The organism is Serratia sp. G204Y (genome assembly GCF_051172435.1).
In the GTDB taxonomy this organism is placed as follows: Bacteria; Pseudomonadota; Gammaproteobacteria; order Enterobacterales; family Enterobacteriaceae; genus Serratia; species Serratia sarumanii.
Window position 1 is genome coordinate 145,727 of sequence record NZ_JBPIZA010000006.1, and the last position, 25,795, is coordinate 171,521.

Sequence of the window (25,795 nt, forward strand, 5' to 3'; positions counted from 1 at the left end):
TGATTTTGGCCGCGGCTTGCCCGCCGGCGACCCTGACGGCCGATTATAACGTCGAAATCCTGAGCGCTGGCAAACGGATCTGCGAAAAACCCGCGAAAACGCGCACAAAATCGAAGGGGAAGCCCGCCGACGCACGGCGGGCGGCGGGGATCAGGCAGAGGTTTCCACGTCTTGCGGATACTGGCGGGCCCAGGCCTCGAAGCCGCCGTCGATGCTGTAGACCGCGTCGAACCCCTGGTGCAGCAGATACTGCGCCGCGCTGCGGCTGCTGTTGCCGTGGTAGCACATCACCATTACCGGCCGCTCGAAGTCGTTTTGCTGCATAAAGGCCGACAGGGTGGCGTTGGTGAGGTGAAAGGCGCCCGGCGTATGCCCGGCTTCAAAACTTTGCGGATCGCGGATGTCGACCAGGGCGGCGCTGCCCTCTTTCCAGCGGGCGTACGCTTGCTCAACGTTGATCGCTTCGAACTGTTCCATACTGCTGACTGCCTCGTAATTGGGGGACGCCGCTATTGTAACCAACTCTGCGGCGTTTAAGACCAGAGCAAGGGTGTGGTTTTGTCACACCAGCAGCACTTCAACGCCCTGTTGACGCAGTTGTTCAACGATCGCCGGATTGGCGGCGCGGCCGGTGATCACCATGGCGATTTGCTCGGTGCGGCTGAACAGCATGCCGGCGCGTTGGCCGACTTTGCTGCTGTCGACCAGCACCACCAGTTTACCGACGTAGTTGAGCATCTTTTGCTCCGCCATGGCGGTCAGCATATCCGTTTTATACAAACCCTCGGCGGTAAGGCCGATACCGCTGGTGAACATCCAGTGCCCGGCGTACAGCGTCGCGTCGCCGTCCTGAGGCGCCAGGGTAATCGACTGAGTCTTGTTGTACTGGCCACCCATGATTACCACGCTGTCATGGTCCTGTTCGATCAGGTAGTTGGCCAGCGGCAGGTAGTTGGTAATCACCTGAACCGGCTTGCCGCAAATTTCACGCCCCAGCAGAAATGCGGTGGAACCGCAGTTGATCACCACGCTTTCGCCCGGCTGACAGAGTTGCGCCGCTGCTGCCGCGATGCGCATTTTTTCGTCGAGATGCTGGGTTTGGTGGATGTTGAGCGGCGTCCAGGCCGGGCGCGGGGTTTGCGTGGCTTCGGCGCCGTTGCGCACTTTGCGCAATTTGCCAATTTCATTCAGTTTGTTGATGTCCCGGCGCGCGGTGGCCGGAGAGATGTCAAACGCCGCGATCACGTCCGCCACGGAGATTTGCCCCTTGCGATGCAAGAGATCGAGAATGGCATTGTGGCGTTGGGACTCTGTCATGCGGGCTCCATCAGGGTGAGAAGAACGTCGTTGCCTTCGATTATATGCGCGCCGTTTGACGATTTGAATCATTGCCGTTCAAAAGCGCGCATCAGTATGCAACACCGGTTGATTACAAGAAAGACTTGAAGGGCAGGTCGGGTTCCTGGGTGAAACAATCATCGAACCCGCGCGGATAGTGATATTCCAGATTGTCTTTGTCCTGCGGCCAGATGAACTTGCCGCCAACCTGCCAGATAAAGGGTTTGAAACCGTACTTGAGCCGATCTTTTTTCATGTCCCACAACACGCGGATCTCCTGCGGGTCTGCCTGGAAATTCGACCAAATATCGTGGTGGAAGGGGATCACGACCTTGGCGTTCAACGATTCCGCCATGCGCAAGATGTCGGCGCTGGTCATCTTGTCGGTAATGCCGCGTGGGTTCTCGCCATAGGAGCCGAGGGCGACATCAATGTGGTGATCGTTGCCGTGCTTGGCGTAATAGTTGGAGTAGTGAGAATCGCCGCTGTGATAAAGGTTGCCGCCCGGCGTTTTGAACAGGTAGTTGACCGCACGCAGATCCATGCCGTCCGGCAGTACGCCCGCGGCCTTTTGTTCCACCGGTAATGTGATCAGCGCCGTGCGATCGAAAGCATCCAGCGCATGAATTTCGACGTCTTTGATTTTTATCACGTCGCCAGGTTTGACGGTGATGCAGCGCGCCGGCGGCACGCCCCAGCCGATCCAGATATCCACGCAGCTTTTCGGCCCGATAAACGGGACGGATTCGGGACAGTTCTGCAACACGGCCGCCGCGACGTTCACATCGATATGGTCGTTGTGATCGTGCGTGGCCAGCACGGCGTCGAGCTGGGTGATGGCGAACGGGTCGAGTACGAATGGGGTGGTGCGCAGGTTCGGCTGCAGTTTCCGCACCCCGGCCATGCGCTGCATTTGGTGGCCGGTTTTCATCAGCGGGTTGGCGTGGCTCTGCTTGCCGGTGCCGCACCAAAAATCGACGCACAGGTTGGCGCCTTCTTCAGACTTGAGCCAGATGCCGGTGCAGCCCAGCCACCACATGGCGAAGGTGCCGGGCGCGACTTTCTCCTGCTCTATCTCTTCGTTCAGCCAAGTGCCCCATTCGGGAAAGGTGTTCAATATCCAGGACTCGCGGGTGATGTCGTTGACTTTACTCATGGGTTTTTCCTCATTGTCGGTGATGATAAAATCATAAGTAATCACATTAGGATTTTATGTGACTTGTTTTGATTGAATCTAGCATCGTTTTTTTCACCTGACAACGATCTTAACTCCCGTTAACGCCGCCTTATTCGCGTGCGACACTGCCCATGGCGCTTATGTTTCTCCTGGTTACTGCTATTAAATTCAATGGTTAATAAAATGAGTGTTGCCTAATTCATTGAATGTTAGTGGAATTGATTTTTATCTTGCGAGGTTGTTCACAAATAATCATTTATGATCTTTTTGTGATTGTTGGTGATTGATATGGTGAAAGCGTTACCTGCACGCCAACCTTTCCGGGAGAGCCGTATGGAAACCCTTTACACCATCTTCACCGTCTTTTTTAACCAGGTGATGACCAATGCGCCGCTGCTGCTGGGGCTGGTTACACTGCTGGGTTACACGTTGCTGCGCAAAAGCGCGGCGGTCATCATCAAAGGCACCATCAAGACCATTATCGGTTTCATGTTATTGCAGGCCGGTTCCGGCATTCTGACCGGCACGTTCAAACCGGTCGTGGCGAAGTTGTCCGAGGTATACGGCATCAACGGGGCGATTTCGGACACCTATGCTTCGATGATGGCCACCATCGAACGTATGGGGGATGCCTACAGCTGGGTCGGCTACGCGGTATTGCTGGCATTGGCGCTGAACATTCTCTACGTACTGCTGCGGCGTATTACCGGGATTCGTACCATCATGCTCACCGGCCACATCATGTTTCAGCAGGTCGGGCTGATCGCGGTATTTTTCTATATTCTGGGTTACGGCATGTGGACGACGGTATTGTGCAGCGCGCTATTGGCTTCACTGTACTGGGGCATCACCTCCAACATGATGTTCAAACCGACGCAGGCGGTAACGGAAAACAGCGGTTTCTCGATCGGGCATCAACAGCAGTTCGCTTCGTGGCTGGCCTACAAGGCCGCACCGTATCTCGGTAAAAAAGAGGACAGCGTGGAAGATCTGAAGCTGCCCGGGTGGCTGAACATTTTCCATGACAACATCGTGTCCACCGCCATCGTGATGACGCTGTTTTTCGGCATCATTCTGTGCTCGTTCGGCTTGGACACTCTGCAGGCGATGGCCGGTAAAACCCACTGGAGCATTTATATCCTGCAAACCGGGCTGATGTTCGCGGTGGCGATTTTCATCATCGTGCAGGGCGTGCGCATGTTCGTCGCCGAATTGACCGAGGCCTTTAACGGCATATCCCAACGTCTGATCCCCGGCGCGGTACTGGCCATCGACTGCGCCGCCATTTATAGCTTCGCGCCCAACGCCGTGGTGTGGGGTTTTATGTGGGGCACCATCGGCCAACTGATCGCCGTCGGCATACTGTTGGCGCTCGGCTCTTCCATCATGATCATTCCCGGTTTCATTCCCATGTTCTTTTCTAACGCCACCATCGGCGTATTCGCTAACCACTTCGGCGGCTGGCGCGCGGCGATGAAGATCTGTCTGGTGATGGGAATGATAGAGATCTTCGGCTGCGTGTGGGCCATCAAACTGACCGGGCTAAGCGCCTGGATGGGCATGGCGGACTGGTCGATTCTGGCGCCGCCGCTGATGCAGGGGCTGAGTCTGGGCCTGTGGTTTATGGGTGTGGTGATCGTTATCGCCCTGCTGTACATGTTCTTCGCCGGACGCACCCTGCGTGCGGAAGAAGATGCTGAAAAACAATCGGTTGAACCAGCGTCACGTTAATAGGAGTGCAGATTATGACGGTACGAATCCTGGCGGTATGCGGTTGCGGGCAAGGCAGTTCCATGATCATGAAAATGAAAGTCGACCAATTTTTAACGCAGCAAGGTGTGAATCATTCGGTCAACAGCTGTGCGGTGGGGGAATACAAATCCGAGTTGAACGGGGCCGACATCATCATTGCTTCCACCCATGTCGCCGACGAAATCGTCGTGAGCGGCAACAAATATGTGGTTGGGGTGCGCAATATGCTCTCGGCGGCGGACTTCGGCCCGAAGCTGATGGAAGTTATCGGCACGCATTTTCCGCAAGATTTGAAGCAGTAAGGAGCGAGTGATGAAGCTGAGCGATTCGTTGGCGCAAAACAACGCCATCCAACTGCAGGCGGAGGCTGCTGACTGGCGGCAGGCGGTGCGGTTGGGCGTCGATTTGCTGGTGGCTGCCGGGGTGGTGGAACCGCGCTATTTCGACGCCATTTTGGCCGGCGTCGACCGGCACGGCCCTTACTTCGTGCTGGCGCCGGGCCTGGCGATGCCGCACGGCCGGCCGGAGGAAGGGGTGCTGAAAACCGGCTTCGCCTTGGTCACCTTGAAAACGCCGGTGTGTTTCGGCGATGAGGACAACGATCCGATAGACATCTTGATCACCCTGGCGGCGGTGGACGCCAAAACGCATCAGGAGGTGGGGATCATGCAAGTGGTGAATCTGTTTGAAGATGAGGCGAACTTCGATCGCTTGCGGGCCTGTCGCCACGCGAGCGAGGTATTGGCGTTGATCGACAAAACGTCTACGGCGGCGAATTGATTGAAGGAGACAAACAATGAACACGCAGTTACCGATGTTGCAGGTGGCGCTGGATAACCTGTCCATGGCCGCGGCTTACGATACGACTCGCCTGATCGCGGCCGAAGTCGACATCATCGAAGTCGGCACTATTTTGTGCGTGGCGGAAGGCGTGCGCGCCGTACGCGATCTGAAAGCGCTGTATCCGGATCGCATCGTGTTGGCGGACGCAAAAATCGCCGATGCGGGTCAGATTTTGGCGCGAATGTGCTTCGAGGCGCATGCCGATTGGATCACGGTGATCTGCTGTGCCGACATCAATACGGTCAAGGGCGCCCTGCAGGTAGCGCATGAGTTCGGTGGCGACGTGCAGATCGAACTGACGGGGTTCTGGACCTGGGAACAGGCGCAGGCGTGGCGTGAAGCGGGAATGGGTCAGGTGGTGTACCACCGCAGCCGCGATGCGCAGGCCGCAGGGGTCGCATGGAGCGAAGACGATATCCGCGCGGTGCGTCGCCTGAGCGAGATGGGTTTTAAGGTGACGGTCACCGGCGGACTGGCGCTGGAGGATTTGCCTCTGTTCCAGGGCATTCCCATCCATGTCTTTATCGCCGGACGCAGCATTCGCGATGCCGCCGATCCGGTCGCGGCGGCGCGGGAATTTAAATCCGTCATTGCCCAGCTGTGGGGCTGAGGAGCGGTTATGTTGCACAAATCCGTGCCGTTGGGCATCTATGAGAAAGCGTTGCCGCCGGGCGAGGACTGGCTGACGCGCCTGCAACTGGCGGGTGAGTTGGGATTCGATTTCGTTGAAATGTCGATCGATGAAAGTGACGGCCGCCTGGCGCGATTGGACTGGAGCACTGAACAGCGGCTCGCCTTGGTTAGCGCCGTTGCGGCGAGCGGTGTGCGCGTCCCTTCTTTATGCCTCAGCGCCCACCGGCGTTTTCCGTTGGGCAGTGCAGACGACACCACGCGCGACCGGGGACTGGAGATCGTGCGAAAAGCTATTCGGCTGGCGCAGGATACCGGCATCCGGGTGATCCAACTGGCCGGGTATGACGTTTATTACCAGCAGTCAACTGCACAGACCCGCGCCCGGTTCCGTGCCGGATTGGCGCAGGCGGTGGAGATGGCCAGCCGTGCGCAGGTCATGCTGGCGATGGAAATCATGGACTATCCGCTGATGAACTCGATCAGCAAGGCGCTGGGCTATGCCCACTACCTGAATAACCCGTGGTTTCAGCTGTACCCGGACATCGGCAACTTGTCTGCCTGGGACAACGATGTGCCGATGGAGCTCATGGCCGGGCGCGGACATATCGTGGCGGTACACGTTAAGGATACGCGGCCGGGGGAGTTTAAGAATGTGCCGTTCGGCGAGGGCGTGGTCGATTTCGTGCGCTGTTTCGAAACGCTGTTGCAGAGCGGCTATCGCGGCCCCTATCTGCTCGAGATGTGGAGCGAGAAAGCGGACGATCCGCTGCGGGCGGTGCGGGAGGCGCGAGCCTGGGTGGTTGAACGCATGGTCGAGGCCGGGTTGGAAATAAGGGGGGAGCATGCTGGATCAACTGAAAAGTCAGGTGTACCGAGCCAATATGGCGTTGCCTGAGCACGGGCTGGTGACCTATACCTGGGGCAATGTCAGCGGCATCGATCGGGCCAGTGGGCTGGTGGTGATCAAACCCAGCGGCGTACCTTATGAAACGATGCGGGCTGAGGATATGGTGGTGGTGAATGCGCGAGGTGAGGTTGTCGAGGGGCAACTGCGGCCTTCGTCCGATACGCCGACACATTTGGCGCTGTATCGGGCGTTCCCCCAACTCGGCGGTGTGGTGCATACGCACTCTACCCATGCCACCGCCTGGGCGCAGGCGGGTGAAGCGATACCGGCGCTCGGCACCACCCACGCCGACTATTTTTCCGGCGACATTCCTTGTACCCGTGGGCTGACGGCGGAAGAGGTGGCGCGGGAATATGAGCTGAACACCGGTCGGGTGATTATCGAAACCCTGAAAGGGCGTGAACCGCTGCACATTCCCGGCATCCTGGCGTATCAGCATGGCCCGTTCAGTTGGGGAAGGACGCCGGATGAGGCGGTGCATAACGCCGTGGTGTTGGAGGAGGTGGCGAAAATGGCGTGGATCAGCCGGGATATTAACCCCGGCCTGAAACGGATCGATGACTATCTGCTGGAAAAGCATTTCAGCCGCAAACATGGCGCCGGCGCCTATTACGGCCAGCGCTGACTCTCAGGCGCCGTACCCCATCATCTTCAACAGCTGCTGCGCTTGCTGCACCGCTTCCTGGCGATGGGCCACGCCCAGTTTCTGATACAGGTTGCGGATGTGCGTCTTGATGGTGGTGGCCGCCACGTCCAACTCGCCGGCGATCTGGTCGTTGCTGTAGCCGGAATAGATCAGCCCCAGCACCTGCCATTCGCGCTGGGTGAGCGGGCTGGTGCGGATCAGCTCCGGCACCTGCGGATGGGTCAGCAGCTTATCGACGAAGTTCTCGTCAAAATGCGCGAACTTGTGCCGATGATGCTGGTTGATGTCGCGCAGGATGCGCTGGGCGCGATGCTGTTCCAGCTCCGGCAGCGTGTTGAGCTGGATCAGCTGGCGCAGCTGCTGCGCCATCGCTTCGCCCTCGATGACGAAGTGGCTGATAAAGCCGGTGCGGTTGGCCAGCGACAGCGCTTCGATCAGCGCCTGCTGCGCTTCGCCCTTGCGCTCTTGCAGCCAGTAGAGCTGGTTGCTGAGCAGCAGGTTGCGGTTGAGATCGCTCACCAGCCGCAGGCGGCGGGCGTTTTCGTTCAGCTCATCCAGCACCACGCCGGCCTCTTCATACTGGCCGAGCAGGATCTGCACCCGCGCGATGTTGCGCCACTGGCCCTGCGTGAAGTGGTTGTCCGCCATGCCGGGCTTTTCGGTGTGGCGCAGCCATTGGGCCGCGGCGGCGGTGTCGCCGGTCATCTGCCAGTGGATCACCCGCGACTTGTCGGTGTTGGTCAGCCAGTCGCGATGGTAGTGGGCGCCGTGCAGCAGGGTTTCGCAGCGCTGCAGATGGGTATTGGCGTTGTCCAGATCGCCGCGCGCCAGCGAGCATTTGGCCAGCATGGCGATGCACTGCAACTGTTGCTGCGGCTGGTAGTTCGCCAGGATTTTCAGCCCGGTGCGCGCCGCGTCTTCCGCCTCGTCCAGCCGCGACCACGACCACAGGATCTGCGCGCGAATACGCAGCAGGAACTCGTGCATCGGCAGCTGTTCCAGGTGTTGCTCGCGGATCAGTTCGAACGCCTTGTCCTGGGTTTCGTAAGCGGCCTGCAGGAAGCCCTGGGCGATGAGGATTTCGCTCTGCTGCAGCAGCGCCCAGAGCGCGTAATGGTTGGCCTGATGACGACGCGCCATCTGCTCGGTTTGCTGCATCATCGGCAGCGCGCGCGCCAGTTCGCCCTTGCAGTGGTGCACTTCGCCGGTCACCGAGGTGGCGACGATGCGGCTGTAATAGCTGGACAGCGGCAGGAATTTCAACGCTTCGGTCGCCAGCCGCTCGGCCTCTTCCGGTTTACCGGCGTTGATCGCCACCTGGGCGCGCAAGGCGTCGAACTCGGCGTGCAGCGTTTGGTCTATCTCGATTTTCTGCTCGCGCATGTTGCGCTCGGCGCGCTCCAGCAGGGTGTTGACCTCGCCGTAGCGGTGCTGGCTCTGCGCCAGCCAGGCCTGCAGCAGCGCCAGCTTGGGATTTTGGATCAGGCGCTCATAAGGCAGCGCGTTGAGGCACTCCTCCAGCAAGGCCAGTTCGCTGTGGTGGAACAGCGACCAGGCGTGTTGCAGCAGGATATCGCGCAGCATGCTGACGTCGCTGGCCGCCAGCGCATGGTGAATGGCCTCCGCCGGATACCCCAGCGCCAGCCAGCCCTCGGCGGCGGCGCGGTGCAACCCCGGCAGCTCCAGCGCCAGCTCCCACTGGCAACGCTGGCGCAGGAAAGAAGCGAACAGCGGATGGAAGTTGAACCATTCGCCGGTGTCGTCCATGCGATGGATAAACAGCCCCTGGCGCTCCAGCTCCTCCAGCCGCTGCTGGCCGTTGTCTTCGCCGGTCAGCCGCACGATCAGCGCGTCGTTCATCGAGCGCAGCACCGAACAGCGCAGCAGGAAGGCGCGCGCCTCGGCATCGACGTGATCCAGCACTTCGTCCACCAGATAGTCGGACAGGTGGCTGGCGTTCAGCCCCGCCAGCCGCTTGGCCGACAGCTGAGCCGACGAGGCAGACTGGCGGGCCGACAGCGCGATCAGCTGCAGCGCGGTGGCCCAGCCTTCGACTTCGTCGCACAGGCGGCTGCTGTCCTGCTGTTCCATCGGCGCCGCCAGGCGGCAGTCGAAGAATTGTTTGGCTTCCTGATGGGTAAACGCTAGCTGCTGCGTGCCCATTTCCAGCAGCTGATCGCGCACCCGCAGATTGGCGATGCCGAGCGGCGGCAGGGTGCGCGAGAGCAGGATCAGCGTCAGGTTTTCCGGCTGATGGCGCAGGAAGAAGCGCATGGCTTCGTGAATGGCGTCGTTGGTGATCAGATGGTAGTCGTCGATCACCAGGTACAGCGGCTGGTGCCAGTCGGCCAGCTCGATAAACAGCTGGGCGAACAGCGCCGACAGGCTGGCGTACTGGTGTTTCTGGCTCAGCGCCTCGCTCTTGACGCAGCGGCCGCCGCTGGCCTGCTGCAGCGCGGCGATCAGGTAGCTGGCGAAGCGCTCCGGTTGGTTGTCGCTCTCGTCCAGCGAATACCAGCCCAGATCGGCCTTGCCGGCCGCCCATTGGGCGATCAGCGTGGTTTTTCCGTATCCCGCCGGGCAATTGACCAGTGTCAGGCGATAGTTGCCCGCGCTGGCCAGTTTGGCCAGCAGGCGATCGCGGATCACGGTATTTTGCAGCCGTACCGGGCGGCTCAGTTTTGATGGGATCAGCATAGTATTCCAGGGTATAAATCGCGGTTCCCGCCGGGATTGGAGTGGCGCTAATTATTTTATGGTTCGTAATTAATAGCTCCCCCTAACTTCTGCCAACCCTAAACGTATTGCAACAAGCTTCCGCATCGGCTTGGAGTTAAGTTGCTATCGATCACACTTTTTTACGTTTGGCGTCGGCGCGCGGCGATGCGGTTGCAGATCGCATTTCCGGCCATGCACAAAACTTCAGCAGTGCGAATACTTGTGCTAACGTCATGGCTAACGTTCTCAGTGCTCGCCGCACGCGTTGGCGGGCTTTTTTGCATCGTTGCAAGGGAGTCAAACAGTGCCTGAGATCACAATTCCAGCTACGCCCCAATCCTCCTCCCCAGCTAATCCCCAGGCGGGATGATGCCGTCAGGCTTTCTCACCGGCACGATAGCGGCAATTTGACCCACTTACTGGATAGAGAGTTTTCCTTATGTCACAGCCTACGCTCAAGAAGGATGCTTTTCTGGCGGCGCTTGCCCGTCAGTGGCAACGGTTCGGCCTCAGTTCCGCACAGCAGATGACGCAACATCAATGGTGGGAAGCCGTCAGTGCGGCGCTGGCCGAGCAGTTGGCCGCACAGCCGGCGCCGCGCAAAAGCGCCAAACCGCTGCGCCACGTGAACTACATCTCGATGGAGTTTCTGATCGGCCGGCTGACGGCGAACAACCTGATCAACCTGGGCTGGTACGACACCGTCGAGCAGGCGCTGGCGGAGCAGAACGTCAAGCTGGCGGATCTGCTGGAGCAGGAAACCGATCCGGCGCTGGGCAACGGCGGGCTGGGGCGGCTGGCGGCCTGTTTCCTTGACTCGATGGCGACGGTGGAGCAACCGGCCACCGGGTATGGGCTGAACTACCAGTACGGGCTGTTCCGCCAGTCGTTCCAGGGGGGGCAGCAGCAAGAGGCGCCGGATAACTGGCAGCGCGAGAGCTACCCGTGGTTCCGCCACAACGCCGCGCTGGCGGTGGACGTGGGCATCGGCGGCAAGCTGGAAAAGCAGGCCGACGGCCGCGAACTGTGGCGCCCGGCCTTCACCCTGCGCGGCGAAGCCTGGGATCTGCCGGTGCTGGGGTATCGCAACGGCGTGGCGCAGCCGCTGCGCCTGTGGCAGGCGACCCATCAGCATCCGTTCAACCTGAGCGATTTCAACGACGGCAAATTCCTGCAGGCGGAGAAGCAGGGCGTAGAAGCCGACAAGCTGACCAAGGTGCTCTACCCGAACGACAACCATCAGGCCGGCAAGCGCCTGCGCCTGATGCAGCAGTATTTCCAGTGCGCCTGCTCGGTGGCGGACATTTTGCGCAAGCACCATCAGGCCGGCCGCAAGATTGAAGAGCTGCCGAAGTACGAAGTGATCCAGCTGAACGACACCCACCCGACCATCGCCATTCCGGAAATGCTGCGCATTCTGCTGGACGAACACCAGCTGGAGTGGGAGGCGGCCTGGGCGATCACCAGCAACACTTTCGCCTATACCAACCACACCCTGATGCCGGAAGCGCTGGAGTGCTGGGATGAAAAACTGGTGCGCAGCCTGCTGCCGCGCCATTTCTCCATCATCAAACAGATCAACGTCAGGTTCAAAAAGCTGGTGGATAAGCACTGGCCGGGCGACGAGGCGGTGTGGGCCAAACTGGCGGTTCACCACAACAAGCAGGTGCGCATGGCCAACCTGTGCGTGGTCAGCGGCTTTGCGGTCAACGGCGTGGCGCAGCTGCACTCGGATCTGGTGGTGAAGGATCTGTTCCCGGAATATCACCAGCTGTGGCCGAACAAATTCCATAACGTCACCAACGGCATCACGCCGCGCCGCTGGCTGAAACAGTGCAACCCGGCGCTGTCGGGCCTGATCGACGAGACGCTGAAGGTGGAATGGGCGAACGATCTCGACGCGTTGCGCGGGCTGGAAAAATTCGCCGACGACGCGGCGTTCCGCCAGCGTTATCAGCAGATCAAACGCGACAACAAGGTGGCGCTGGCCCATTACGTGCACGGTGTGATGGGGTTGACGCTCGACCCGGACGCGATTTTCGACGTGCAGATCAAGCGTCTGCACGAGTACAAACGCCAGCACCTGAACCTGCTGCACATCCTGTCGCTGTATCGCCAGCTGCGCGACAACCCGAATCTGGACATCGTGCCGCGCGTCTTCCTGTTCGGCGCCAAGGCGGCGCCGGGCTACTACCTGGCGAAGAACATCATTTACGCGATCAACCAGGCGGCCGAGAAGATCAATAACGATCCGCTGGTGAAAGATCGCCTGAAAGTGGCGTTCATTCCCGACTACCGCGTGTCGGTGGCCGAACTGATGATCCCGGCGGCGGATATCTCCGAGCAGATCTCCACCGCCGGCAAAGAGGCCTCCGGCACCGGCAATATGAAGCTGGCGCTGAACGGCGCGCTGACGGTCGGCACGCTGGACGGCGCCAACGTCGAAATCGCCGAGCAGGTGGGCGAAGACAATATCTTTATCTTCGGCAATACCGTGGAGCAGGTGAAGGCGATACTGGCGAAGGGCTACGATCCGCTCAGCTACCGCAAGAAAGACAAGCACCTGAAGGCGATTTTGGACGAGCTGGCGAGCGGCGCGTTCAGCCACGGCGACAAGCACGCGTTCGACATGATGCTGCACAGCCTGCTGGAGGGCGGCGATCCCTATCTGGTGTTGGCGGACTTCGCCTCGTATTGCCAGGCGCAAAGCCGGGTCGATGAACTGTACCGCGATCGGGACGAATGGACGCGGCGGACTATCCTTAACACCGCGCGCGTCGGCATGTTCAGCTCGGATCGTTCGATCCGCGATTACCAGCAGCGCATCTGGCAAGCCAAACGTTAAGGAGAACGAATGGATCGCAAGCGTATCGATCAGGCGGCGGCACAGGCGGGGATCGCCGCCGATTTCATCAATGCCCACGGCAAGCGGCAGGCGATTGAACCGGAGACCAAGCGCAAGCTGCTGGCGGCCATGAATCGGGCCGAAGCCGCGCAGGAAGGGGCGGCGTCGCCGTTACCGGCGGTCAAGGTGTTCTATCAGGGCGCGCCGTTGGCGTTGACCCCGGCGGGCGAAGGCGAGTACCTGTGGGCGCTGCAGCGTGAAGACGGCGAATGCCTGCAGGGGCGCGTCGGCGCGCGCAAGACCCTGACGCTGCCGGGCGATCTGCCGGCGGGCTATCACCAATTGACGCTGAGCCAGGGCACGCGGCAGTGGTCATGCCGAGTGATCGTCGCGCCGAGGCGCTGCTTCGAGCCGAACGCCTTGCTGACCGGCAAGAAGCTGTGGGGCGCCTGCGTTCAGCTGTATACGCTGCGTTCCGATCGCAACTGGGGCATCGGCGATTTCGGCGATCTGCGCCTGATGGTGGAGCAGGTGGGGGAACGCGGCGGCGCTTTCGTCGGCCTCAATCCGATCCATGCGCTGTATCCGGCCAACCCGGAGAGCGCCAGCCCCTACAGCCCCTCGTCGCGCCGCTGGCTGAATCTGGCGTATATCGACGTCAACGCGGTGGAGGATTTCCAACGCAGCGACGCGGCTCAGCGCTGGTGGCAGAAGCCGGCGACGCAGAAGCAGCTGGCCAAGGCGCGCGCCGCGGAGTGGGTGGATTACACCGCCGTGATGCAGCTGAAGCTGGCGGCGCTGAAGCTGGCGTTCCCGCTGTTTCAGGCGCGCAAGCCGAACGACGCGCAGCGTCAGGCGTTCGAACGGTTCGTGACTGAGGGCGGCGAAAGCCTGTATCAGCAGGCGGCGTTCGATGCGCTGCATGCCCACCTGGCGGCCAAAGACGCCAGCCAGTGGGGGTGGCCGGCCTGGCCCGAGCGCTATCGGCGTGGGCAGAGCGAAGCGGTGCGGCAGTTCTGCGATGAGCATCAGGACGCGGTCCGCTTTTACCTGTGGCTGCAGTGGCTGGCGGCCACGCAGTTCGCGCAGTGTTTCGAACAGAGCCGGCAGCAGCAGATGCCGATTGGCCTGTATCGCGATCTGGCGGTCGGGGTGGCGGAAGGCGGGGCGGAAACCTGGTGTGACCGCGAACTGTACTGCCTGAAAGCGTCGGTCGGCGCGCCGCCGGACATCCTGGGGCCGCTGGGGCAAAACTGGGGGTTGCCGCCGATGGATCCGCACGTGATGGCGGCGCGCGGTTATCAGCCGTTCATCGATCTTTTGCGCGCCAACATGACCAGCTGCGGCGCGCTGCGCATCGATCACGTCATGGCGCTGCTGCGGCTGTGGTGGATCCCGTATGGCGAAACCGCCGATCGCGGCGCCTACGTCAAATACCCGGTGGACGATCTGCTGGCGGTGCTGGCGCTGGAAAGCCAGCGCCACCGCTGCATGGTGATCGGCGAGGATCTCGGCACGGTGCCGGTGGAGATCGTCGGCAAGCTGCGCGACAGCGGCGTCTATTCCTACAAAGTGCTGTATTTCGAAAGCGACGGCGAACACCATTTCCGCGCGCCGCAGGCCTATCCGGTGCAGGCGATGGCGACCATCACCACCCACGATCTGCCGACGCTGCGCGGCTACTGGCAAAGCGACGATCTCACGCTCGGCAACCGGCTGGGCCTTTACCCGGATGCGGAGATCCTGCGGGCGCTGTTCGCCGATCGGGAACGCGCCAAGCAGGGGCTGCTGGACGGGTTGCATCGCTATGGCTGCGTGCCGCAGAAGGTGGGCAAGAAGGCGGCGCTGCTCGGCATGAGCCCGCTGCTTAACCGCGGCCTGCAGCGCTATGTCGCCGACAGCGCCAGCGCCCTGCTCGGCCTGCAGCCGGAAGACTGGCTGGACATGGCCGATCCGGTCAATATTCCCGGCACCAGCGATCAATACCCTAACTGGCGGCGCAAGCTGACCGAAACGCTGGAGGAGATGTTCGCCGATCCGCGGATAAACCGGTTGCTGAAGGATTTGGACAAACGGCGGCGCAAGGTGTCGGTGGGCTGAAAACAACAATGCCGGAACGGGTTCCCCCCTTCCGGCATTGTGTTATCCACCGCGGCGCGAGCGCCGGGGATCAGTAATAGGAGTGCTCGCCGCGCTGGTGCTCGGTCAAATCGCGCACGCCTTTCAGCTCCGGGAATTTCTGCAGCAGCTCTTTCTCGATGCCTTCTTTCAGCGTGACGTCGACCATCGAACAGCCGTTACAGCCGCCGCCGAACTGCAGGATCGCCATGTTGTCGTCGGTGATCTCCATCAGCGTCACGCGGCCGCCGTGGCCCGCCAGCTGTGGGTTGATCTGCGACTGCAGCACGTATTCCACGCGCTCCATCAGCGGCGCGTCGTCATCGACCTTGCGCATCTTGGCGTTTGGCGCTTTCAGCGTCAGTTGAGAACCCAGCTGGTCGGTCACGAAGTCGATTTCGGCGTCTTCCAGATACGGCGCGCTCAGCTCATCGACATAGGCGGACAGTTTGTCGAACTTCAGTTCGGTATCCGTCGCTTCTACCGCGTCCGGCGGGCAATAAGAGACACCGCATTCGGCCGTCGGCGTGCCCGGGTTGATCACGAATACGCGGATTTGGGTGCCTTCTTCTTGATTTGCCAGCAGTTTGGCAAAGTGTTCCTGTGCAGCATCTGTTATACGGATCATAGCATTAGCTCAATAGTTGACTTCTATAGTCGGTTATAATACGCCCATTGCCGTGGCACTACAACGTGCGGCAAACGCACCATATCTGCACCGAGGCGGCGCCTTGCCGCCGCAACAGCGCCGCGATCTCCGCGACGGTGCTGCCGGTGGTCACCACGTCATCCACCAGGGCGATATGCCGGCCGGCGACCGGCACCGTGCAGGTGAAAGCGCGCTGCAAATTGCGCCTGCGCGCTCCGGCGCTCAGCCGCTGTTGCAGGGCTGTCTTGCGCACCCGGCGCAAAGCGGCGGGCCGATAGGCACAGCCCAGCCAGCGCGCCAGCGGCCGGGCCAGCAGATCGCTCTGGTTATAACCACGGTGCCAACAGCGCGTTGCATGCAAGGGTACCGCTAAAATCAGGTCGGGTCTGTTCAGATTCTGCTCTCTGCGCGCCTGCTGCCACCGCAACAGCATCAGGCGTGCCAGCGTCGGTGCCAGCTCGGGCGCGCGGTGAAACTTGAACCTCTTTATCAGTCGGCTGAGGGGCGCAACGTAGTCGCCGACGAACACCAGCCGCTGCCAGGGCGGCGGCCGTTGCAGGCAGCGGCCGCAGGGCATTTGCGTTTCCCCGGCGGGCAATCCGCAGCACGGGCAACACGGTGGGTGGGCCGGCAGATGGCGCAGGCAGCAGCTGCAGATGCCATGACGCATCAGGCTCAACGGCTGTCGGCATAGCCAACAGCGGCTGCGGATTGATAGCATAGAGCCTCCGAGACGGATAAGCATGAAAGGACAATAACCAATGACAGCGCTGTACTGGCAAACAATAGGTGAGGGCGAACGCGATCTTGTGCTGCTGCACGGCTGGGGCTTGAACGCCGAAGTGTGGAGTTGCATTCAGGCGCGACTGGTGCCGCATTTTCGCCTGCACCTGGTCGATCTGCCGGGTTATGGCCGCAGCCAGGGGTTCGGCGCGTTGTCGCTGGCGCAGATGACGGAAATCGTGCTGGCGGCCGCCCCGCCGCAGGCCTGGTGGCTAGGCTGGTCGCTCGGCGGACTGGTGGCCAGCCAGGCGGCGCTGATGCAGCCCGAGCGGGTCAAGGGGCTGATCACCGTAGCCTCCTCGCCGTGCTTTGCCGCCCGCGATGAGTGGCCGGGGATCCGCCCGGACGTGCTGAGCGGTTTCCAGCATCAGCTGAGCCTGGATTTCCAGCGCACCGTCGAGCGTTTTCTGGCGTTGCAGACGCTGGGCACCGAGAGCGCGCGTCAGGATGCGCGCCAGCTGAAGGCGGTGGTGCTCAGCCAACCGACCCCGAGCGTCGAGGTGTTGAACGGCGGGCTGGAGATCCTGCGCACCGCCGATCTGCGCGTACCGCTGGCGGAGTTGAATCTGCCGCTGCTGCGGATCTACGGCTATCTGGACGGGCTGGTGCCGCGCAAGGTCGCCGAGCTGCTCGATGCCGCCTGGCCGCATTCTGCGTCGCAGATCGTGGCCAAAGCCGCCCATGCGCCGTTTATCTCTCATCCCGATGAATTTGTGACGATGATCGAAGCGTTTATTGCAGCACATTGAATCCGGTGGGAAATCGCACGATAGGGCGCTAAAAAAAACGCTGCCGGGTGGATAAAAGACAAAGCTGTTCGATACTTAGTGAGTCAATGCGTTGGCTGCAAAATGAAAAGACCGCGTGCGGCGCTTTTCATTTTGGCGTTTCGTCTCTGGGAAACAGGCCCCGTCAGGGAAAGCAACGAGGCCTGAGGATGTCGCGGCAGCCTGCGGTACTACGCATGGATTCTTGACGGCTTTCATAACAGATAAATTATCCATTGAGAGGTTAGTGTCATGAAATCATTGAAGATGATTATTGCAGCGGCAGTGCTGGGTTCGGTGTCTTTCGGCTCCATGGCGGCAACCCTGCTGACCAAGGAAGATCTGGATAAGAACCCGGGTAAATACGAGAAGATCGGCACCGTCACCACGACGGCGGAAACCACGTCACCGATGGATGCCAAGGAAGAGCTGTCCAAACTGGCGGACGAAAAGGGCGGTCAATACTACGTGATCCTGGCAGGCCGTGAACACGGTAAATTCAGCGCCATCGCCGAAGTTTACAAAGACAAGCAATAAGCCTTGAACGGCAAAGGGGCGCCCGTCATGGCGCCCCTGATCGTCAGGCCTTCAGCCGGTAGAACACCGTGCTGCACCCCTGGCCCTGCGGGCAGCGTTTGCAACTGCCGCTCAGACAGGCGCCGTCATCCTGTTCGATGCGTTCCACTTTCCCCATCGCCGTCAAACGGTCCAGCATCGCTTGCACCAGCGGCAGCGGCGTCGCCAGCGAGTGGCTGAGCTGCTGCGCCTGGGCGCTGCCGCGCAGCGCCAGCGCATCGCGTACCTGCAGCAGCCCGGCCATCAGTGACAGCTCCCTTTGGCGCTCTGGCAACAGGCCGCCGGCGTGGCGTTGCCCAGGCGCACCGTGACGCGGCTGCGCGCCCGGCGCAGGCCGAACAGCACCAGCAGATTCACCAGCACCACCGCCAGGATCGCCGTCAGGCTGTACTGCGGGTGTTGATTGAAGGTGGCCGCCTGATAGAACAGCGTCGCCAGCGAGTAGGCCACGTTCAGCCCCCACAGAATAGAGAAGGTCATCCAGCCGCGGCTCGATTCACGGGCGATGGCGCCCATCACCGAGACGCAAGGCACATACAGCAGCACGAAGATCAGATAGCTGTAGGCGGAGATGCCGGAGCCGAATTTGCTGCTCATCACGCCCATCGAGCCGACGCCCATCTCGCCGTCGCCCTTGCTGGCTTCGATCGGGTTGGAGAGCACGCTCAGGCTGAAGGTATTTTTCAGGCCGTCCCAGGTTTCGTGCAGCGCGCCGCCCAGTTCATCGAGCAGGTTGAAGTTGGCGGCGTCGAACGCTTCTTTGTTGATGCGCTCGGCGGTGTACAGCGTATTCAGCGTGCCGACCACCACTTCTTTCGCCATCGCGCCGGTCACCAGCCCGACGGTGGCCTGCCAGTTATCGCTGTGGACGCCCATCGGCTGCAGCAGCGGCGTCAGCACCCTGGAGACCGAGGCCAGCGCGGAGTCGTTGATGTTGTCGACCGTCTTGCCGCTGAACGAGAAGCTGTTCAGGCCGCCGATGAATATGCTGGCCACCACGATCACCTTGCCGGCGCGCAGCACGAAGCCTTTCAGCCGCTGCCAGGTTTGCAGCAGCAGGCTTTTCAGGTGCGGCACATGGTAGACCGGCAGCTCCATCACGAACGGCGAGGCTTCGCCGCGCATGAGGGTGTATTTGAGCACCAGGCCGGTGAGGATCGCCACCGCAATGCCGAGCATGTACAGCGAGAACACCACCCCGGCGCCGTCCTGGCCGAAGAAGGCGGCGGCGAACACCGCGAAGATCGCCAGACGGGCGCCGCAGGACATGAACGGCGCCATCATGATGGTGATCAGGCGCTCGCGCTGGGCATCCAGCGTCCGGGCGCCCATGATGGACGGCACATTGCAGCCGAAGCCGACGATCAGCGGCACGAAGGATTTGCCCGGCAGCCCGAGCGCCTGCATCAGGCGATCCATCACGAACGCCGCGCGCGCCATGTAGCCGGAATCCTCCAGGAACGACAGAAACAGGTACATCATGCCGATCTGCGGCACCAGCGGCAGCACGGTATTGATGCCGCCGCCGACGCCCTGCGCCAGGAAAACGGTCAGCCAGTCGGGGAAGTGCAGGGTGTAGCCGAGCCACTGAATGCCCTGAATGAAGATCGCCGCCGAGCCGATATCGAAGATCGGCTGCAGCGCGCCGCCGATGTTGATCGCCAGCAGGAACATCAGGTACATCACCAGCAGGAAGATCGGCACGCCCAGCCAGCGGTTGAGGATCACTTTATCCAGCAGCTCGGTCAGGCGGTTGGGCATCGCCTGCTGCGAGTTGCTGACCTCATCGCACAGGGCGGCGATGGACTGGTAGCGCGCGTCGGCGATCACCAGCGCCGGGTCTTCCTGCTGCTGCTGTTGCAACGCCTGGGCAGCCGCAGGCAACAGCGCGACGGCGGGGCCGGCCAGCCGGTGACTGTAGATGTCGCCTTCCAGCATTTGCAATGCCAGCCAGCGGCGCTGCACCGCCGGCAGCGTTTGCGGCATGGCGTCGCTCAGCGTGGCGACCGCTTTCAGCAACAGCGGTGGGTAGTTCACCAGCGCCTGCTGTTCGTTGATGTGATGATTGTCGATCATCTGTTTCAGCACGCCGATGCCGTCGGCGCGGGTGGAGACCATCGGCACTACCGGGCAGCCGAGGCGCGCCGACAGCGCGGCGACGTCGATATCGATATGCTGACTTTTGGCGATGTCGAGCATGTTCAGCGCCACGATGCAGGGAATGCCCAGCTCCAGCAGCTGCAGCGTCAGGTAGAGGTTGCGCTCCAGGTTGGAGGCGTCGACCACGTTGATCAGCAGATCGGCGTCGCCGCTCAAAATGTAGTGGCAGGCGATCTGCTCGTCGAGCGAGGTTTGCTCTGAAATGGTGGTCAGGGAGTAGGTGCCGGGCAAATCGACCAGCCGTACGTCGGACTGCGGGGTGGTGAAATGGCCTTCTTTGCGTTCGACCGTCACGCCCGCCCAGTTGCCGACCCGTTGGCGTGCGCCGGTCAGCTGGTTGAACAGCGTGGTTTTGCCGGAGTTCGGGTTACCGATTAAGCCGATGGTGAGTTTTTTCATAGTTCAGCGTGTCGTCTTCAAGGAGAACAGCGCCGGCGCAAAGGCGCGTCGGCAAACGGAGAGCGCGTCGGCTCAGGGCTGGCCGTCGAGCTGCAGCAGCGCCAGATCCTTCCTGCGCAGCACCAGGCTGACGCGGCGAGTTTTAATTTCTATCGGATCGCCCAGCGGTGCGACGCGCACCACGTCGAACGAAGAGCCGGGCAGCATGCCGAGCGATAACAGTTTCTGGCGGTAGGCCGGCGCAATTTCACCGGAAAAGCCGACAATCTTATACGTGCGTTTAGGTTGGAGCTGCATGTGATTAACCTTCCGGGTGCCGATGAGCATCGGGCTGATGATAATTGGACGTTGCCGGCGAAAATGCCACGCCGTCGGCGGTATTCATCCATAAGGTCATGCAATAAAGTGAGCGCAAATAATAGTAATTATCATTATCGCGTTCAATACAAAAAGTAAGGGTATTGTAACCAATTATTATGGCGTCGACAGTTTTTGATGGCGTTGTCTTGATTAACGACGTTTTACCACCGGTTGCGCTGGGGAACAAATGAGAATGGCGAGTTAAATCAGTTACGTATTTGTAGCCGAGTTTTCTTGTTTGCAAATATAGATGGTTTTTTCCCTTTATTTATTTCCACCGAAAGGCAATTCAATAACATTATTCCGCCGTAATGCGAGCGGTAACCATTTGTGTTTCTCTCACAATTCGCGAGATGAAAAATGCGTGTTAACGAAGTTGTTAATAAATGGCTGCAGAAGGGATTGTTGTTGCCTGAATAATGGGAGGGTGGTCACGCAGGCGCAGGAAATAAAAAGATGACGGTTTATTGAGGCGGGTCAAGAAATGCCGCAAGTTTTATTCATCAGAAAGGGGCGGAGCAGGCTCCGCCCCCTGTTGGATCTGACTTAGCGTTTCTTGCCGAATGCCGCCGCCAGCGCGTCGCCCATGGCGCTGTTGCCGGCCGGCGCCGCGTTGCGCGGTTTGGCCTTGTTGCCGCCCGCCGAACGGTTGGCGTGGTCGCGCGTCTGTGCAGGCGCGTTGCCGCCGCGGCGCGGTGAACCTTCGCCCGGCTGCTCATCCAGGCGCATGCTCAGCGCGATGCGTTTACGCTGCAGATCGACTTCCATCACCTTCACTTTGACGATGTCGCCGGCCTTCACCACGGTGTGCGGATCTTCAACGAACTTGTCCGCCAGCGAGGAGATGTGCACCAGGCCATCCTGATGCACGCCGATATCCACGAAGGCGCCGAAGTTGGTGACGTTGGTCACCGAGCCTTCCAGGATCATGCCCACCTGCAGATCGTTGAGGGTTTCCACGCCTTCGGCGAAGGTGGCGGTTTTGAACTCCGGACGTGGATCGCGGCCCGGCTTCTCCAGCTCTTTCAGGATGTCGGTGACCGTCGGCACGCCGAACTTGTCGTCGGTGAAGTCGACCGCTTTCAGGCTGCGCACCGCCGAGGCGTTGCCCATCAGGTCCTGCAGCGCCTGCTCGGTGGCGGCCAGAATGCGCTGCACCACCGGGTAGGCTTCCGGGTGAACGGTGGAAGCATCCAGCGGGTTGTCGCCGTGGTTGATGCGCAGGAAGCCGGCGCACTGTTCGAAGGCCTTCGGCCCCAGGCGGCTGACTTTCAGCAGCTGTTCACGGTTGCTGAAGCGGCCGTTCTCGTCGCGCCAGTTGACGATGTTCTGCGCCATCATGCGCGTCAGGCCGGCCACGCGGGTCAGCAACGGCACCGACGCGGTGTTCAGATCGACGCCGACGGCGTTCACGCAGTCTTCCACCACCGAGTCCAGCTTCTTCGCCAGCTGGCTCTGGCTGACGTCGTGCTGATACTGGCCGACGCCGATGGATTTCGGGTCGATTTTCACCAGCTCCGCCAGCGGATCCTGCAGACGACGGGCGATGGACACCGCACCGCGCAGCGACACGTCGAGATCCGGGAACTCCTGCGCCGCCAGTTCTGACGCGGAATACACCGACGCGCCCGCTTCGCTGACGATCACTTTCTGCGCCCGGACCTCGCCGAATTGCTTTTGCAGGTCGAGATAGAAACGCTCGGTTTCACGCGAAGCGGTGCCGTTGCCGATGGCCACCAGCTCCACGTTATGTTTGATGCACAGCGCCGCGACGATGGCGGCGGCTTTGGCCGCTTGCCCGGTGTGCGGGTAGACGGTGTCGGTGGCGACCAGCTTGCCAGTCGCGTCGACCACGGCGACTTTCACCCCGGTGCGCAGGCCCGGATCGAGGCCCATGGTGGCGCGCATGCCGGCCGGCGCGGCCATCAGCAGATCGTGCATGTTGCGGGCGAAAACGTTGATCGCTTCATCTTCCGCGCGCTCGCGCACCGTGCCCATCAGCTCGGTTTCCAGGTGCAGCAACACCTTGATGCGCCAGGTCCAGTTGACCACCGCCTTGCGCCAGGCGTCGGCCGGGGCGTTGTTCAGGCGCAGGTTGAGGTGATTGATGATGATCAGCTCCGCCTGGCTTTCGCGCGGCGCTTCCTCAAACTGCGGATCGGCGTTCAGCGCCAGCTGCAGCACACCTTCGTTGCGGCCGCGGAACATCGCCAGCGCGCGGTGCGAAGGCACCTGGGAAATCGGTTCGTGGTGATCGAAATAGTCGCGGAACTTGGCGCCTTCTTCTTCCTTGCCCTCGACCACTTTGGACACCAGATGGGCGTTTTTCCACAGGTAGTCGCGCACCTTGGCCAGCAGCGAGGCATCTTCGGCGAAGCGCTCCATCAGGATATAGCGCGCGCCGTCGAGGGCGGCTTTGACGTCCGCCACGCCCTTGTCGGCGTCGACGTAGCGTTCAGCCAGCTGTTCCGGCTGCTGTTGCGGATCCTGCCACAGTGCGTCCGCCAGCGGTTCCAGACCGGCCTCGATGGCGATCTGGCCGCGGGTGCGGCGCTTCGGTTTGTACGGCAGATAGAGGTCTTCGAGTTCGGTCTTGCTCAGCGTGGCGTTGATCGCCCCCGCCAGTTGTTCGGTCAGTTTGCCCTGTTCATCGATCGACTTCAGGATGGTCTGACGACGATCTTCCAGTTCACGCAGATAACCCAGGCGGGTTTCCAGCTGGCGCAGTTGGGTGTCGTCCAGGCCCCCGGTGACTTCCTTACGATAGCGTGCAATAAAGGGCACGGTATTACCTTCATCCAGCAGACGGATGGCGGAGTCGACTTGCTCCGGCCGGGCCTGCAGTTCTGTTGCAATAATGCGGCTCAGTGGGTCATTCATAGGTCTGGTATCTGTATTGAGAACGGTGAATAAACAGGGGACAGTTATACGGATTGATCGGGGAAAATGCCAGTGGAGCGGGCCGCCGCCGCGCGGCCGCCACGTGGAGAACTGCGCAGGCGGCGGCGTTGGCGGCGGTTCGGAAAAAGCTGAAAGCTTACTTCGGGTAGTCTATCTCGTTAACGTACCACTGCGCCTCGCCCAGCGGCGTATTGACGGTGGCGACGTCGCCGACCTCTTTTTTCAGCAGGGCGCGCGCCATCGGCGCGTCGATGGAGATGTAATCCTTGCGGCCGAAGATCTCGTCGTAACCGACGATGCGAAAGCGTTTGGTCTCGCCGTCGTCGTTCTCCACCTCCACCCAGGCGCCGAAGAACACCTTGCCTTCCTGCTGCGGGGAGTAATCGACGATCTTCAATTGCTCCAGGCATTTGGTCAGATAGCGGACGCGGCGGTCGATCTCGCGCAGCCGCTTCTTGTTGTACTGGTAGTCGGCGTTTTCGCTTCTGTCGCCCAGGCTGGCGGCCCAAGTCACTTTCTTGGTCACCTCGGGGCGTTCTTCGCGCCAGAGGTAATCCAGCTCTTGTTTGAGCTTGTCATACCCTTCACGGGTTATCAGTTGAGTTCTCATGGTGATTTATCTTTATGGGGCCACCGCCACAGTGTACGTGAATGCGGGGGGCTTTAGAAATGGCGCGCGGGCCTGCGCGTTGCCGCACGGTTGTTATTCAGTTTGCGCAGCTTTTAACAATCGGGAGTATGCTTAGCGATAGCGGAAAAGGAATGTGACGAAAGGAGGATATCTGGCGAGAGAGACAAGGAATTTTGGCGCACAACCCAACACATTGAAGGTATTACCGCATGGAATTTAAAGATTACTACGCAACGATGGGCGTTGAGCCCAACGCCGATCTGAAAACCATCAAAACGGCCTACCGCCGGCTGGCGCGTAAATATCACCCTGACGTGAGCACCGAAGAAGACGCCGAGAGCAAATTCAAGGAGCTGGCCGAAGCCTATGAGGTGCTGAAGGACGAAGAGCGCCGCGCCGAGTACGATCAGATCCGGCTGCACCGCAACGATCCGAACTTTGGCCGCCAGGCGCGCGGCGATCGCGGCGGCTATCAGCAGAGCGCTTCATGGCACGGCGGCGGTGCCGACGCGCAAGACTTCTCCGATTTCTTCGAAAGCATGTTCGGCGGGCGTGCGGCGGGCGGGCATCGCTCCGCTTCGCACTCGCACGGCGGGCATGGCTTCCGCGGCCAGGATCTGGAGATGGAGGTGCCGCTGTTCCTCGAGGAAACGCTGCATGGCCAAAGCCGCGAGATCTCCTACAAGCTGCCGGTGTACGACGAGCTGGGGCGGCAGGTGAGCGAAGCCAGCAAAACGCTGAACGTGAAAATCCCGGCCGGGGTGGGCGACGGCGAGCGCATTCGCCTCAAGGGGCAGGGCGTGGCCGGCGTGGGCGGCGGCCAGAACGGCGATCTGTATCTGGTCATCCGCCTCGCGCCGCACCCGCTGTTTGAGATCGACGGCCACAACCTGAGCATCGTGGCACCTCTCGCCCCTTGGGAGGCGGCGCTCGGCGCCAGCATTGAGGTGCCGACGCTGACCGGAAAAATCGCGTTGACCGTGCCGGCCGGTAGCCAGAGCGGCAAACGGCTGCGGGTCAAGGGCAAGGGGCTGGCGGGCAAGAAAGAGCCCGGTGACCTGTATGTCATTCTCAAGGTGGTGATGCCGCCGAAGCCGAACGAGAAGGCCAGCGCCCTGTGGCGAGAACTGGCTGAACAGGCGGCGTTCAACCCGCGCGCGGAATGGGAGTAAAGCACATGATGAAGAAAGAGATCACTTTCACCGTGGTGGAACTGTGCCAACGGGTGGAGATTTCAGAGGATGAGCTGGTCGAGATCGTTGGCCTGGGCGTGATCGTGCCGCTGGAGCCGGCGCAGCCGAGCTGGGAGTTCGACTACCCGGCGCTGAGCCATCTGCAGCGTGCGCGCAGGCTGCGGGCCGAGCTGGATCTGGATTGGCCGGGGATCGCCATGGCGCTGACGTTGCTCGATCGGGTTGAGGCGCTGCAGCAAGAGAACCGGCAGCTGCGCCGGCAGTTGGCGCGTTTCCTGCAGACTTCCTGACTCGCCGTCAAAACGCCACCGTGCGGTTTGCCGGTGGCGAAATTGCGTAAAATTGGGCCGCGGCCCCACATTGCGCTGATAAAGGGCGATATTTTGACGAACCCCCGTC

23 protein-coding genes are annotated in these 25,795 nt (G+C 61.0%); 12 read left to right on the forward strand and 11 right to left on the reverse strand.

What is annotated here, in order from left to right; translation table 11 throughout:
• Window positions 1–150 precede the first annotated feature (150 nt).
• The 3 genes from glpE to ulaG all read right to left on the reverse strand — a co-directional run bounded on the left by glpE (window position 151) and on the right by ulaG (window position 2,494).
• Window positions 151–477: a thiosulfate sulfurtransferase GlpE gene (gene glpE, locus ACSBQQ_RS21360; protein ID WP_019455180.1), complete on the reverse strand. Its 327-nt coding sequence runs from the start codon at window positions 475–477 to the stop codon at window positions 151–153.
• An 84-nt stretch (window positions 478–561) separates the two neighbouring features.
• Window positions 562–1,317 carry an HTH-type transcriptional regulator UlaR gene (ulaR, locus tag ACSBQQ_RS21365; protein WP_033636329.1) on the reverse strand — a complete coding sequence of 252 codons (756 nt, stop codon included), beginning with the start codon at window positions 1,315–1,317 and terminating at the stop codon, window positions 562–564.
• A gap of 112 nt (window positions 1,318–1,429) precedes the next feature.
• Window positions 1,430–2,494 carry an L-ascorbate 6-phosphate lactonase gene (ulaG, locus tag ACSBQQ_RS21370; protein ID WP_039569257.1) on the reverse strand — a complete coding sequence of 355 codons (1,065 nt, stop codon included), beginning with the start codon at window positions 2,492–2,494 and terminating at the stop codon, window positions 1,430–1,432.
• 354 nt (window positions 2,495–2,848) lie between these two features.
• Between ulaG and ulaA the strand changes: the two genes are divergently transcribed.
• Genes ulaA through ACSBQQ_RS21400 form a run of 6 tightly spaced genes read left to right on the forward strand, consistent with a single transcriptional unit; the run spans window position 2,849 to window position 7,275 of the window.
• Window positions 2,849–4,246 carry a PTS ascorbate transporter subunit IIC gene (gene ulaA / locus ACSBQQ_RS21375; RefSeq protein ID WP_033636328.1) on the forward strand — a complete coding sequence of 466 codons (1,398 nt, stop codon included), beginning with the start codon at window positions 2,849–2,851 and terminating at the stop codon, window positions 4,244–4,246.
• Between the two features lie 14 nt (window positions 4,247–4,260).
• Window positions 4,261–4,569 (forward strand): PTS ascorbate transporter subunit IIB, encoded by a 309-nt coding sequence (gene ulaB / locus ACSBQQ_RS21380; RefSeq protein ID WP_033636327.1) that lies wholly within the window; start codon window positions 4,261–4,263, stop codon window positions 4,567–4,569.
• Between the two features lie 10 nt (window positions 4,570–4,579).
• Window positions 4,580–5,047 carry a PTS ascorbate transporter subunit IIA gene (ulaC, locus tag ACSBQQ_RS21385; protein WP_033649344.1) on the forward strand — a complete coding sequence of 156 codons (468 nt, stop codon included), beginning with the start codon at window positions 4,580–4,582 and terminating at the stop codon, window positions 5,045–5,047.
• Window positions 5,048–5,063: 16 nt separating this feature from the next.
• A complete protein-coding gene (locus tag ACSBQQ_RS21390) occupies window positions 5,064–5,720 on the forward strand; it encodes a 3-keto-L-gulonate-6-phosphate decarboxylase UlaD (RefSeq protein WP_033649343.1) in 657 nt (218 codons plus the stop codon).
• A gap of 9 nt (window positions 5,721–5,729) precedes the next feature.
• Window positions 5,730–6,638 carry an L-ribulose-5-phosphate 3-epimerase gene (locus ACSBQQ_RS21395; protein ID WP_041037036.1) on the forward strand — a complete coding sequence of 303 codons (909 nt, stop codon included), beginning with the start codon at window positions 5,730–5,732 and terminating at the stop codon, window positions 6,636–6,638.
• Complete coding sequence (locus ACSBQQ_RS21400; RefSeq protein WP_033649394.1) at window positions 6,589–7,275, forward strand: L-ribulose-5-phosphate 4-epimerase; 687 nt, start codon at window positions 6,589–6,591, stop codon at window positions 7,273–7,275. Before ACSBQQ_RS21395 ends, ACSBQQ_RS21400 begins: the two co-directional genes overlap by 50 nt.
• A 3-nt stretch (window positions 7,276–7,278) precedes the next feature.
• Here the strand turns inward: ACSBQQ_RS21400 and malT are convergent, their stop codons facing one another.
• Window positions 7,279–9,993: an HTH-type transcriptional regulator MalT gene (gene malT / locus ACSBQQ_RS21405; protein WP_060429254.1), complete on the reverse strand. Its 2,715-nt coding sequence runs from the start codon at window positions 9,991–9,993 to the stop codon at window positions 7,279–7,281.
• A 460-nt stretch (window positions 9,994–10,453) separates the two neighbouring features.
• On the opposite strand from malT, the gene malP reads away from it, so the two are divergent.
• Window positions 10,454–12,859, forward strand: a complete 2,406-nt coding sequence (gene malP, locus ACSBQQ_RS21410; protein WP_060429253.1) for a maltodextrin phosphorylase — start codon at window positions 10,454–10,456, stop codon at window positions 12,857–12,859.
• A gap of 9 nt (window positions 12,860–12,868) precedes the next feature.
• A complete protein-coding gene (malQ, locus tag ACSBQQ_RS21415; RefSeq protein ID WP_060429252.1) occupies window positions 12,869–14,959 on the forward strand; it encodes a 4-alpha-glucanotransferase in 2,091 nt (696 codons plus the stop codon).
• A 70-nt stretch (window positions 14,960–15,029) separates the two neighbouring features.
• Here malQ and nfuA read toward each other — a convergent pair whose 3' ends face one another.
• Window positions 15,030–15,605 (reverse strand): Fe-S biogenesis protein NfuA, encoded by a 576-nt coding sequence (gene nfuA / locus ACSBQQ_RS21420; RefSeq protein WP_004930777.1) that lies wholly within the window; start codon window positions 15,603–15,605, stop codon window positions 15,030–15,032.
• Window positions 15,606–15,663: 58 nt separating this feature from the next.
• Window positions 15,664–16,347 (reverse strand): DNA utilization protein GntX, encoded by a 684-nt coding sequence (gene gntX / locus ACSBQQ_RS21425; RefSeq protein ID WP_060429251.1) that lies wholly within the window; start codon window positions 16,345–16,347, stop codon window positions 15,664–15,666.
• A 40-nt stretch (window positions 16,348–16,387) separates the two neighbouring features.
• On the opposite strand from gntX, the gene bioH reads away from it, so the two are divergent.
• Entirely contained in the window at window positions 16,388–17,158 is a 771-nt protein-coding gene (bioH, locus tag ACSBQQ_RS21430) for a pimeloyl-ACP methyl ester esterase BioH (RefSeq protein ID WP_060429250.1), read from the forward strand.
• Window positions 17,159–17,428: 270 nt separating this feature from the next.
• The gene (locus ACSBQQ_RS21435; protein WP_004930765.1) at window positions 17,429–17,713 is read left to right on the forward strand and encodes a YdgH/BhsA/McbA-like domain containing protein; all 285 of its coding nucleotides are present in this window, start codon (window positions 17,429–17,431) and stop codon (window positions 17,711–17,713) included.
• Window positions 17,714–17,756: 43 nt separating this feature from the next.
• On the opposite strand, the gene ACSBQQ_RS21440 is transcribed toward ACSBQQ_RS21435, so the two are convergent.
• The 5 genes from ACSBQQ_RS21440 to greB form a co-directional block, all read right to left on the reverse strand.
• A complete protein-coding gene (locus ACSBQQ_RS21440) occupies window positions 17,757–17,996 on the reverse strand; it encodes a FeoC-like transcriptional regulator (protein ID WP_033649334.1) in 240 nt (79 codons plus the stop codon).
• Window positions 17,996–20,311 carry a Fe(2+) transporter permease subunit FeoB gene (gene feoB / locus ACSBQQ_RS21445; RefSeq protein ID WP_060429249.1) on the reverse strand — a complete coding sequence of 772 codons (2,316 nt, stop codon included), beginning with the start codon at window positions 20,309–20,311 and terminating at the stop codon, window positions 17,996–17,998. The genes ACSBQQ_RS21440 and feoB overlap by 1 nt, the downstream gene beginning before the upstream one ends.
• Before the next feature lie 72 nt (window positions 20,312–20,383).
• Window positions 20,384–20,608 carry a ferrous iron transporter A gene (feoA, locus tag ACSBQQ_RS21450; RefSeq protein WP_025304553.1) on the reverse strand — a complete coding sequence of 75 codons (225 nt, stop codon included), beginning with the start codon at window positions 20,606–20,608 and terminating at the stop codon, window positions 20,384–20,386.
• 609 nt (window positions 20,609–21,217) lie between these two features.
• A complete protein-coding gene (locus tag ACSBQQ_RS21455; RefSeq protein WP_033649332.1) occupies window positions 21,218–23,551 on the reverse strand; it encodes a Tex family protein in 2,334 nt (777 codons plus the stop codon).
• A gap of 157 nt (window positions 23,552–23,708) precedes the next feature.
• Entirely contained in the window at window positions 23,709–24,182 is a 474-nt protein-coding gene (gene greB, locus ACSBQQ_RS21460) for a transcription elongation factor GreB (protein WP_033636315.1), read from the reverse strand.
• 230 nt (window positions 24,183–24,412) lie between these two features.
• Here greB and cbpA point away from each other — a divergent pair, with 230 nt between their 5' ends.
• Window positions 24,413–25,375, forward strand: a complete 963-nt coding sequence (gene cbpA / locus ACSBQQ_RS21465) for a curved DNA-binding protein (RefSeq protein ID WP_033636314.1) — start codon at window positions 24,413–24,415, stop codon at window positions 25,373–25,375.
• Between the two features lie 5 nt (window positions 25,376–25,380).
• Complete coding sequence (locus tag ACSBQQ_RS21470; RefSeq protein WP_033636313.1) at window positions 25,381–25,686, forward strand: chaperone modulator CbpM; 306 nt, start codon at window positions 25,381–25,383, stop codon at window positions 25,684–25,686.
• The last annotated feature ends 109 nt before the right edge of the window (window positions 25,687–25,795 follow it).

Excerpts from the sequence above, each read along its gene's own strand:
- glpE (WP_019455180.1), bottom strand. The coding sequence starts at position 477 with ATGGAACAGTTCGAAGCGATCAACGTTGAGCAAGCGTACGCCCGCTGG.
- ulaR (WP_033636329.1), bottom strand. The coding sequence starts at position 1,317 with ATGACAGAGTCCCAACGCCACAATGCCATTCTCGATCTCTTGCATCGC.
- ulaG (WP_039569257.1), bottom strand. The coding sequence starts at position 2,494 with ATGAGTAAAGTCAACGACATCACCCGCGAGTCCTGGATATTGAACACC.
- ulaA (WP_033636328.1), top strand. The coding sequence starts at position 2,849 with ATGGAAACCCTTTACACCATCTTCACCGTCTTTTTTAACCAGGTGATG.
- ulaB (WP_033636327.1), top strand. The coding sequence starts at position 4,261 with ATGACGGTACGAATCCTGGCGGTATGCGGTTGCGGGCAAGGCAGTTCC.
- ulaC (WP_033649344.1), top strand. The coding sequence starts at position 4,580 with ATGAAGCTGAGCGATTCGTTGGCGCAAAACAACGCCATCCAACTGCAG.
- ACSBQQ_RS21390 (WP_033649343.1), top strand. The coding sequence starts at position 5,064 with ATGAACACGCAGTTACCGATGTTGCAGGTGGCGCTGGATAACCTGTCC.
- ACSBQQ_RS21395 (WP_041037036.1), top strand. The coding sequence starts at position 5,730 with ATGTTGCACAAATCCGTGCCGTTGGGCATCTATGAGAAAGCGTTGCCG.
- malT (WP_060429254.1), bottom strand. The coding sequence starts at position 9,993 with ATGCTGATCCCATCAAAACTGAGCCGCCCGGTACGGCTGCAAAATACC.
- malP (WP_060429253.1), top strand. The coding sequence starts at position 10,454 with ATGTCACAGCCTACGCTCAAGAAGGATGCTTTTCTGGCGGCGCTTGCC.
- malQ (WP_060429252.1), top strand. The coding sequence starts at position 12,869 with ATGGATCGCAAGCGTATCGATCAGGCGGCGGCACAGGCGGGGATCGCC.
- nfuA (WP_004930777.1), bottom strand. The coding sequence starts at position 15,605 with ATGATCCGTATAACAGATGCTGCACAGGAACACTTTGCCAAACTGCTG.
- gntX (WP_060429251.1), bottom strand. The coding sequence starts at position 16,347 with ATGCTATCAATCCGCAGCCGCTGTTGGCTATGCCGACAGCCGTTGAGC.
- bioH (WP_060429250.1), top strand. The coding sequence starts at position 16,388 with ATGACAGCGCTGTACTGGCAAACAATAGGTGAGGGCGAACGCGATCTT.
- ACSBQQ_RS21435 (WP_004930765.1), top strand. The coding sequence starts at position 17,429 with ATGAAATCATTGAAGATGATTATTGCAGCGGCAGTGCTGGGTTCGGTG.
- ACSBQQ_RS21440 (WP_033649334.1), bottom strand. The coding sequence starts at position 17,996 with ATGGCCGGGCTGCTGCAGGTACGCGATGCGCTGGCGCTGCGCGGCAGC.
- feoB (WP_060429249.1), bottom strand. The coding sequence starts at position 20,311 with ATGAAAAAACTCACCATCGGCTTAATCGGTAACCCGAACTCCGGCAAA.
- feoA (WP_025304553.1), bottom strand. The coding sequence starts at position 20,608 with ATGCAGCTCCAACCTAAACGCACGTATAAGATTGTCGGCTTTTCCGGT.
- ACSBQQ_RS21455 (WP_033649332.1), bottom strand. The coding sequence starts at position 23,551 with ATGAATGACCCACTGAGCCGCATTATTGCAACAGAACTGCAGGCCCGG.
- greB (WP_033636315.1), bottom strand. The coding sequence starts at position 24,182 with ATGAGAACTCAACTGATAACCCGTGAAGGGTATGACAAGCTCAAACAA.
- cbpA (WP_033636314.1), top strand. The coding sequence starts at position 24,413 with ATGGAATTTAAAGATTACTACGCAACGATGGGCGTTGAGCCCAACGCC.
- ACSBQQ_RS21470 (WP_033636313.1), top strand. The coding sequence starts at position 25,381 with ATGATGAAGAAAGAGATCACTTTCACCGTGGTGGAACTGTGCCAACGG.